We start from the raw sequence: 7,469 nt of genomic DNA, 5'->3' as shown, positions 1-7,469 counted from the left end.
TACGTACTACACAAAACATCAACACTAACAACAAAAAGGAGCTTTGGGGATGCAAAATTTAGACAAAGTTATTTCATTAGCCAAACAAACAGGATTTGTATTTGCAGGCAGTGAAATTTATGGAGGACTTGCCAGTTGATTATGGTCCCTTTAGGCAGTTTATTAAAAAACAACATTAAAAAAGCTTGGTGCAAAAATTTGTCCAACAAACCAATAATGTTTTGTTAGATGGATCCATTTTACTTAATTCTACCGTATGGAAAGCATCAGGTCATCTGGATTCTTTTCGATCCTACCGAAAATCAAGACACCAACAAGAGAGATTTCGTGCTGATAAACCTATCGAAAGCCACAATCCAGTTAGATATTAGCGGTTGGTCCTACGAACAAATGTAGTTTAATTATTTAGTCAAAAACCAAGTCTTAGAACTTCCAACTGGACACCCATCAGACCTTTAACATGCTTTAAAACCCATCAAGGAGTCATTTTGAAAACTCAAACCTCTATATTTAAGACCTGAAACAGCAATACGTTGAATTTTTATCCAATTTAAAAACATTTTAAAAACTACCAGAAAAAACTTCCCTTTGGAGTCTGCCAAATTGGAAAAGTATTCCGCAACGAAGTGACAATTCCGGCAACTTTATTTTCCGTACTGTGAATTTGAACAAATGGAACTAATTTTTTTGCCAACCAGGCACCGAAGCCCATTGGTTTAACCACTGGAAAAACTTAATGTATGATTTTTTAATTGCTTTGGGGTATGAACCCGCAAAATTTAACATTTAAAGATCACAAAAAGAAAACTCAGCCATTATTCACAACAAACTTGCGATATTTTATTCAAATTTCCCTTGAGGGTTTTGATGAACTTTGGGGATTGCTTCAGAACAAATCCTGACTTGAAAACCCACTCAACAACACTCCAAAAAGATCTTACTTATTTTGGAAGAAACTACCAAACAAAAAATTTTACCCTACGTTATCAGACCTTCTTTTAGGAATAGAAAGACTATTTTTTTGCTTTTCTAATTAACAATTACCACGAAGAAAGCACCTCCAACGAATGACAAGGCAAATCCTTACTTTTCACCCTTTTGCTTACCTTTAATGCTTTCTTTTGCCATTAATCAAAAAAAAACACAGCGCCAAATCCCAAGAAATCCACTAGTATTTAGCCAAACATTTTGATATGGTTACGATGATACCCAAGTATTGGAAAAAGATACCGCAGACAAGATATGGATTGGTAATTCTTTTGTCTCACTGTAGACGACCAAACCCTTACCCACAACACAGTGACTTTAAGAAACCGTGACACCGCCCAACAACAAACCTTTTTACTAGCAGAAGCCAAACAATACGTCAGAAAAAATTGACAGCTAAAACTAACGGATCTGTAAATGCAAGATAACAAACAATTAATTGATCAAATCAATGAAAAAATGCTATCTAGCAATTTAAGTTCAGAATTTTGACACAATTAAAAAATCAGGCAAAAATTACATGGGGTTGTGCCTTTTCACGATGAAAAAACGCCTCTTTTTCGTGTCTCCTGAAAGAAATATAGGAGTTTGTATGTCTTGTAAAAAAGGCGGTAATCCTGTTTTTTTACAAGCATAAAAACATCCTTTAAATCAAGCCATTTTTGAACTGGCAACCCGCTTGGGCATTGCTACTTCCTACTCCCAACAAAGCACCCATCAATACCAAAAATTCTACAACATCATGCAAGAAGCAGCAGATTTTTATTCCCATCAATTAAAACACAACAAACAAGTCCTCAATTATTTAGAACAAAGAGGCTTTGACAATGACATAATAAAACATTTTAAATTAGGTTATGCTCCCCAAAGCTTCCCATTTATCACGTTATTTAATGGAAGTTACCAAATTTGACCCTGATGACCTCAAAAAATTAAGTCTCATCAATCAAGACGAAAAAACCGGCAACTTTTATGATTTTTTCAAAACCGACTCATTTTTCCCATTACTAACGCAAATCAGGCCAAATTGTTGTTGCTTTTTCCAGCCGCAGTCTAGATGATCAAATGCCTAAATATCTCAACAGTCCCGAAACAATAATTTTCAAAAAAGGCGAAACTTTGTATCAATACTACAGAAACCCAAGCTGAAATCAGAAAAAAACTAAACAGTTATTTTGCATGAAGGTTTTTTGATGTTATGGCATCTTTCAAAAGCCCAAATTCAAAAACGTAGTTGCTACCATGGGAACCAAACTTACTTTGGATCATGCCAAACTATTAAAAAACTCACCGACAAAATAATTATTGCCTATGACGGCGACAAAGCAGGAAAAACCGCTACTTTAGAAATTGGAACCTTTCTCCAAAAAAAACCACTTCAAAGTCCAAATAGTAGATTTTCCCAATAATCTAGACCCTGATGAATACATCAAAACTGAAGGACCCGAAAAATACCAACACCTTCTAACTGATAATTTAAAGGATTTTTAGCTTTGAAAGTGGATTTTGATTTGCCAACAAATGGTTTCTTACAACCAAGCCCAAACCAAAAAAATTACAAGAACTATTCCAATCCTGGGATTTTGGAATCAAATGCTTTATCAAGAATACTTTACAAAAAACATATCAACTAACAGTTAACCTTAATTCTCAAGTCTCCATTAACAAAGCCACAAAACCTCCCCTTACATTGCTCACCAAACAACAATTAAATGTAACCAAATTTGACATTAAAATAGAAATCATCATAGAATTGCTTTTAAATGCTGCTTTTTTCAAAACCCAAAACCCCAAAATATTTGCCACCATCAAAAAAACCCCCGGTTTTGATGACTTGCAATGCAGTTGTCTGCTAAACTATATTAAAATTATTACAAGAAAAATCCTAAACAAACTTGTATCCTCTTGGGAAGAAATCAAAAACACCGCATTTAAAGAAAATATTGATGATTTATTGACATCTATCGAAAAACATCATTTTTTTAAAATGGAAAAGCGCCCTCTTTTACAAGATAAAGAAGGCAAAATATTTAACAATTATATAAAAAAAAAAGAATTAGAAATCCGCGACAAAATAGAACAAAAACAACAAAAAATAAATGAGTTAAATGATAAATTACTTCCAATAGATAACACCGAAAAAACAAATTACAAAAAAAAAGAAAGACAAGCTCAAAAAAGAAAGAAGACAATTGCAACAACAATTAAGCGAATTAGTAAATGATATATATTTTGTTAAAAAACAAATCATCCAAAAAAACCAAAATCAAAACAAGTTCATAGCCAAATTTTTAATTAAAAAAAGAAAAAGGGAGTTAATAAATGGAATTCGATAACATAATCAAAACTTTAAATGAAACAAAGAAATAGGAAGCGAACAAAAAACTAACATCTCAATTAATTATGTCTTTTTTGCAAAATCAAAACATAAAAATACCATATCAACAAATAGCACAAAACCCTAAGAAAGAACAAGGATTCAAATTATTTCTTGCGAAACACAAACAGCTCCATCTCAATAGAAAACCCCAATCAAAATGATGCGCTCCCCAGAGCAAACACCACCAATGATGATTTTACTGACCTTGATTCAGATTAACAAATGCAACAGAAAACACAGATGACAGCAAAGATGAAGAAAACACACAAGACTCAGAAAGAAGACATCCAAGATTTTGACATTTCTGAAGAGGACTTGATATCGGATGAAAAGCTCATAGAAGGAACGAAGATGAAAAATTTCTAAAGAAGGAAATTTCTAAAATCATTCTCTGATATTAAAATGGATGACCTCAGTTCTTTATCATATTTAAAAAGAAATTGGTCAAATCCCTTTGCTTTCGCTAGCAGAAGAACAAAAAAAATCCATTTTAGTTTTTTTAGGAAAACAAGCCAAACAAAAGCTTGCCAAGCACAAAAGCAAAGGGATTGAATTATCCGAAAACAACTCCAAGAAGCACATGAACAAATCGAACAAGCAAGGCGAGCCAAAGATGATTTTGGTAGAATCCAATTATAGATTAGTAGTTTCCATTTTGCAAACGATATATTGGAAGAGGCATTTTGTTTCTTGATTTAATCAAGAAGGCAACATGGGCTTAATGCGTGCAGTAGATAAATTCGATTATCAAAAAGGATTCAAATTTTCTACCTATGCCGCCCGGTGGATTAGACAAGCCACATCACAAGAGCGATTGCCGAATAAAGCAAAGAACTATCCGTATTCCTGTCCACATCGTAGAAACTATTAATAAAATGGCACTTTGCACTCGCAAATTAACTCAAAAACTTAAGAAAAAACCTACAGTTGAAGAGTTAGCCGACAAAATGAATATTTCTGCTGAAAAAATTCGCAGCATCCAATATATTGAAAAAAAACCCATCTCTTTGGAAGCTCCCGCAAGAGAAAACGAAGACGAAACTTCTTTGGGGATTTTATCTCAGATCCCAACATTTTATCCCCCCACGAATACATGATGAAAGAAGTAACTCAAAAGCTTTTAGATGAAGTCCTAGAAAATACATTAACTGACCGCGAGGAAAAAGTATTAAAAATGCGCTATATGGTATTTTAGATGGTAAAACCCACACTTTAGAAGAAGTAGGCATTTTATTTGGAGTTACTAGAGAAAGAATCCGCCAAATTGAATCCAAAGCTCTAAGACGACTCAGAACTCCAGCTAAACAAAGCAAATTAAAAAGTTTGTACCACAACCACAAATAAAATGAAACGAATCCCTTTTATTGCGTCTCTTACTAAAAAATTGCGACACCGTTGTAGACATCGGAACAGATCATGGTTTAGTACTCAAAAAGGTTTTTCAACAAAGCTATATCAAACAAGCAATTGCAGCAGATAGTAAGATTAAAACCTTTATTTCAAACCCAAAAAACCTTGCTTGCTATCCAGTTACTTTTTGTTTAAGTGACGGATCCTGAAACATTTGCCAAGATTTTGATCTTGTCCTAATTTGTAGGTATGAAATTTAAGTGCTATTACTAAAATACTTGAAAAAGTCCTGATAAAAGCAAACATTTATATTAGATCACAAAGCAATCAAGATTATCTCAAGAATGGATATTAAAAAACGATTTTCAAATTTTAGAAGAATATCATTTATTTGACAAATTTTATCATTTCTTAAAGTAACTCGCAAAAGTAATTGCTTCCAATTACATATCTATGATTAAACCAAACTATTAAAATAGTTTGGTTTTTTTATTATAAGTTACAATGTGCCATTTTTATAAACAAAAAAGACCAACGATTAATCTGACTAAATGTTATATTAGAAATATTGTTGTCTAAATAAATGAAACAGTTAGAAAAGACCCATAAAACCCATATAAATATTTTAAAGGTTTTATCATCAAAAAAGCAAGACAGCAATATATTTATTTTATGTTTTCATAACAATATATTTTTTATTTATTCAAATGCGCTAAAATAGCTTTTGAACTTTTTTCATAATCTTGAGGAAACATCAAAGAAGCATTATTTTTAAAACCAAATTAATTTCTTTTCATCAAAACGAGGAATCAAATGCACTATGATAATGAAAAACAGTCTGCCCTGCTACTTTGCCATTATTATTTAATAAATTGATTCCCTGAGCTTGAAAACATCCATTAATACTTTGCTTATTTGATGTACTACTTTAAACATAATGGGCAAAAACTATCTTCGGGCATCATCAAATATCGATATTTTGTTTAGGCACCACCAAAGTGTGTCCTTTGGTCGCTTGGGTAATATCTAAAAAAGCAACTACTAAATTATCCTCATAAAGTAGATAACCAGGAACTTGTTTTTGATAATTTTAGTAAAAATAGTTGACATAAAAACTCCTTTAAATATGTTTTTGGATAAATAAACTTACAATTAAGCACCAATATTATAAATTTATTCCATTTTGCGCACAATATTTTTAAAATTACACTTAGCAATTTGAGGCAAATCTCTAATCCGTATTGTTTTACTATCAAATCAATTTGCAAATCCTACCAATTTGCCTGCTCCTATAATTGCGTAATTTGGAATTAATTTGCTTAGAAAGTTTTGCTATTGTGTTAAAAAAAGATATCCAATAACTTAGAAGCCACAGCAACACTAAAATAAGAACTATATTGCTTAAGTTTCAAAAATAATCTTTGTATAAATCTCATTTTGGGCTTTTTGGTCTTGCAAACTAATTAAGATAATTTTAGGAAAACAAAACTGATCCAAAATGACAAACATTTGGAGAAGCTTTAAAACGGTTTGCTTAATTGCTTTAGGTATGCATTAAAGCCTTAATTTTGTTTGAATTACATTGTTTGATTTTTTGATTGTATTCTAAAGGCATCATTATTTAACAGAATAAATAACTTCTCTTTTCATAATTAAAGGAGCTAGGCTGCATTATTTTTTCATCTGAGATTTTTGGATTCGGCAATAGTTCCTACCTCTTGCAAAAAAACAATATTTTTAGCAGTCAAGTAAACACAACAAACGTAACAGGACCAAAAACATCTCCTGTACCTACTTCATCAGAACCAATGGATGGAAGATAATAAGTTTTTTTGTTATAAAGGTGGCAAAAAATGAATTTGTCCCTGCATTGCTTTTTAGTTTTTAACGTTGGGACTTGTTTGACTAATGAATGGCTAACTTCTTTTATTTTCCGCTATTATCGCTAACTGTTTTCTATTTGCAAATATTTTTTTAATAAAAGCAATGATAGATAAGGTATTTTTTCCTACTAACAAAGTTCCGTTATTATAAACTGTTATTTTAGCCAAAGATTCATCTATAACAAAAAGCAACCGTTTTATTAGGTGATAATTTTAATTGTTTGTAAAGAGAATTTTTTAGTTGTTGCTACTTGATTGTTGTTCAATTTGAAACTATAATTTGACAACTTTTAATACCTCCCTTAATATTTCTTGCATTTTGTGGTTTTGTCTTTTTTGGTTTTGCAAAAAGGCCAAAATTTATCATCACTTCTTTATTATATATCACAATAAACTGAAAAAGATAAAATAACAAGCTAATGTTGCAATTTATATAAAAAAAATTAGAATATTTGAAAAACATTCTAACTTTGAATTGTTGAAAATTATTTTTGATTAAAATTGCTTTTTGAAAGTCTTGCAACTTGCAACTTGGTTATTTTTAATTACATTCTTAAGTGTTCAACCTCGATTTAATTTCTTGAAACTGGTATCATTCATTTTTGATTTCTCCTTTTAATTATTCTTTGGCAATGACTTCTACTTTATCTTTGCAAAAAATAGATAGCTAAATCCACTATTTGTTTTTTTCGGCCTCTTCATAGGAGGTGCAGGATCTAAACATTTTTGATAAACTGTTTTGCCGTATTGACGTAATAAATCATCAACATCTTTACAAGTTTTATCATATGGTGGTAAAATCCTGCGGATTTCATAAGGATTTGATTTAATTTTAATTGTCCTCCCTAAGGCTTCATAGCAATACGTAA

The 7,469-nt window shown here is 31.4% G+C and carries 8 protein-coding genes and 3 pseudogenes; 9 read left to right on the top strand and 2 right to left on the bottom strand.

The genetic code is table 11. From position 1 onward, the window contains the following. The first annotated feature begins 1,299 nt into the window (after window positions 1-1,299). The 9 genes and pseudogenes from ACEW7V_RS00880 to ACEW7V_RS00840 all read left to right on the top strand — a co-directional run bounded on the left by ACEW7V_RS00880 (window position 1,300) and on the right by ACEW7V_RS00840 (window position 4,926). Window positions 1,300-1,380 carry a hypothetical protein gene (locus tag ACEW7V_RS00880; protein WP_374695716.1) on the top strand — a complete coding sequence of 27 codons (81 nt, stop codon included), beginning with the start codon at window positions 1,300-1,302 and terminating at the stop codon, window positions 1,378-1,380. A 127-nt stretch (window positions 1,381-1,507) separates the two neighbouring features. Further along, window positions 1,508-1,624, top strand: a complete 117-nt coding sequence (locus ACEW7V_RS00875; protein WP_374695587.1) for a hypothetical protein — start codon at window positions 1,508-1,510, stop codon at window positions 1,622-1,624. Between the two features lie 42 nt (window positions 1,625-1,666). Next, window positions 1,667-1,900: a hypothetical protein gene (locus tag ACEW7V_RS00870; RefSeq protein WP_374695586.1), complete on the top strand. Its 234-nt coding sequence runs from the start codon at window positions 1,667-1,669 to the stop codon at window positions 1,898-1,900. Between the two features lie 152 nt (window positions 1,901-2,052). Continuing rightward, entirely contained in the window at window positions 2,053-2,136 is an 84-nt protein-coding gene (locus tag ACEW7V_RS00865; protein WP_374695715.1) for a hypothetical protein, read from the top strand. A gap of 26 nt (window positions 2,137-2,162) precedes the next feature. Then, a complete protein-coding gene (locus tag ACEW7V_RS00860) occupies window positions 2,163-2,396 on the top strand; it encodes a toprim domain-containing protein (RefSeq protein WP_374695585.1) in 234 nt (77 codons plus the stop codon). Window positions 2,397-2,493: 97 nt separating this feature from the next. After that, entirely contained in the window at window positions 2,494-2,628 is a 135-nt protein-coding gene (locus tag ACEW7V_RS00855; RefSeq protein ID WP_374695584.1) for a hypothetical protein, read from the top strand. 49 nt (window positions 2,629-2,677) lie between these two features. Continuing rightward, window positions 2,678-3,211, top strand: coding sequence for a hypothetical protein (locus tag ACEW7V_RS00850; RefSeq protein WP_374695583.1), 534 nt, complete (start codon window positions 2,678-2,680; stop codon window positions 3,209-3,211). A 589-nt stretch (window positions 3,212-3,800) separates the two neighbouring features. Further along, window positions 3,801-4,711 (top strand): annotated as a pseudogene (gene rpoD / locus ACEW7V_RS00845) (RNA polymerase sigma factor RpoD); the annotation flags it as partial. 20 nt (window positions 4,712-4,731) lie between these two features. After that, window positions 4,732-4,926 (top strand): SAM-dependent methyltransferase, encoded by a 195-nt coding sequence (locus tag ACEW7V_RS00840; protein ID WP_374695582.1) that lies wholly within the window; start codon window positions 4,732-4,734, stop codon window positions 4,924-4,926. Between the two features lie 589 nt (window positions 4,927-5,515). Here the strand turns inward: ACEW7V_RS00840 and ACEW7V_RS00835 are convergent. Together ACEW7V_RS00835 and ACEW7V_RS00830 are read right to left on the bottom strand one after the other, a co-directional pair. Next, a pseudogene (locus tag ACEW7V_RS00835) lies at window positions 5,516-5,827 on the bottom strand (HIT family protein); the annotation flags it as partial. Window positions 5,828-7,219: 1,392 nt separating this feature from the next. Then, window positions 7,220-7,469, bottom strand: a pseudogene (locus ACEW7V_RS00830) (DNA primase); the annotation flags it as partial.

The organism is Areca yellow leaf disease phytoplasma, assembly GCF_041920595.1.
Note: the sequence above shows the minus strand (reverse complement) of the source record. Positions and strands in the feature narration are given on the sequence as shown.

Coding starts and splice junctions, on each gene's coding strand:
- ACEW7V_RS00875 (WP_374695587.1), top strand. CDS start 1,508: ATGGGGTTGTGCCTTTTCACGATGAAAAAACGCCTCTTTTTCGTGTCT.
- ACEW7V_RS00865 (WP_374695715.1), top strand. CDS start 2,053: ATGCCTAAATATCTCAACAGTCCCGAAACAATAATTTTCAAAAAAGGC.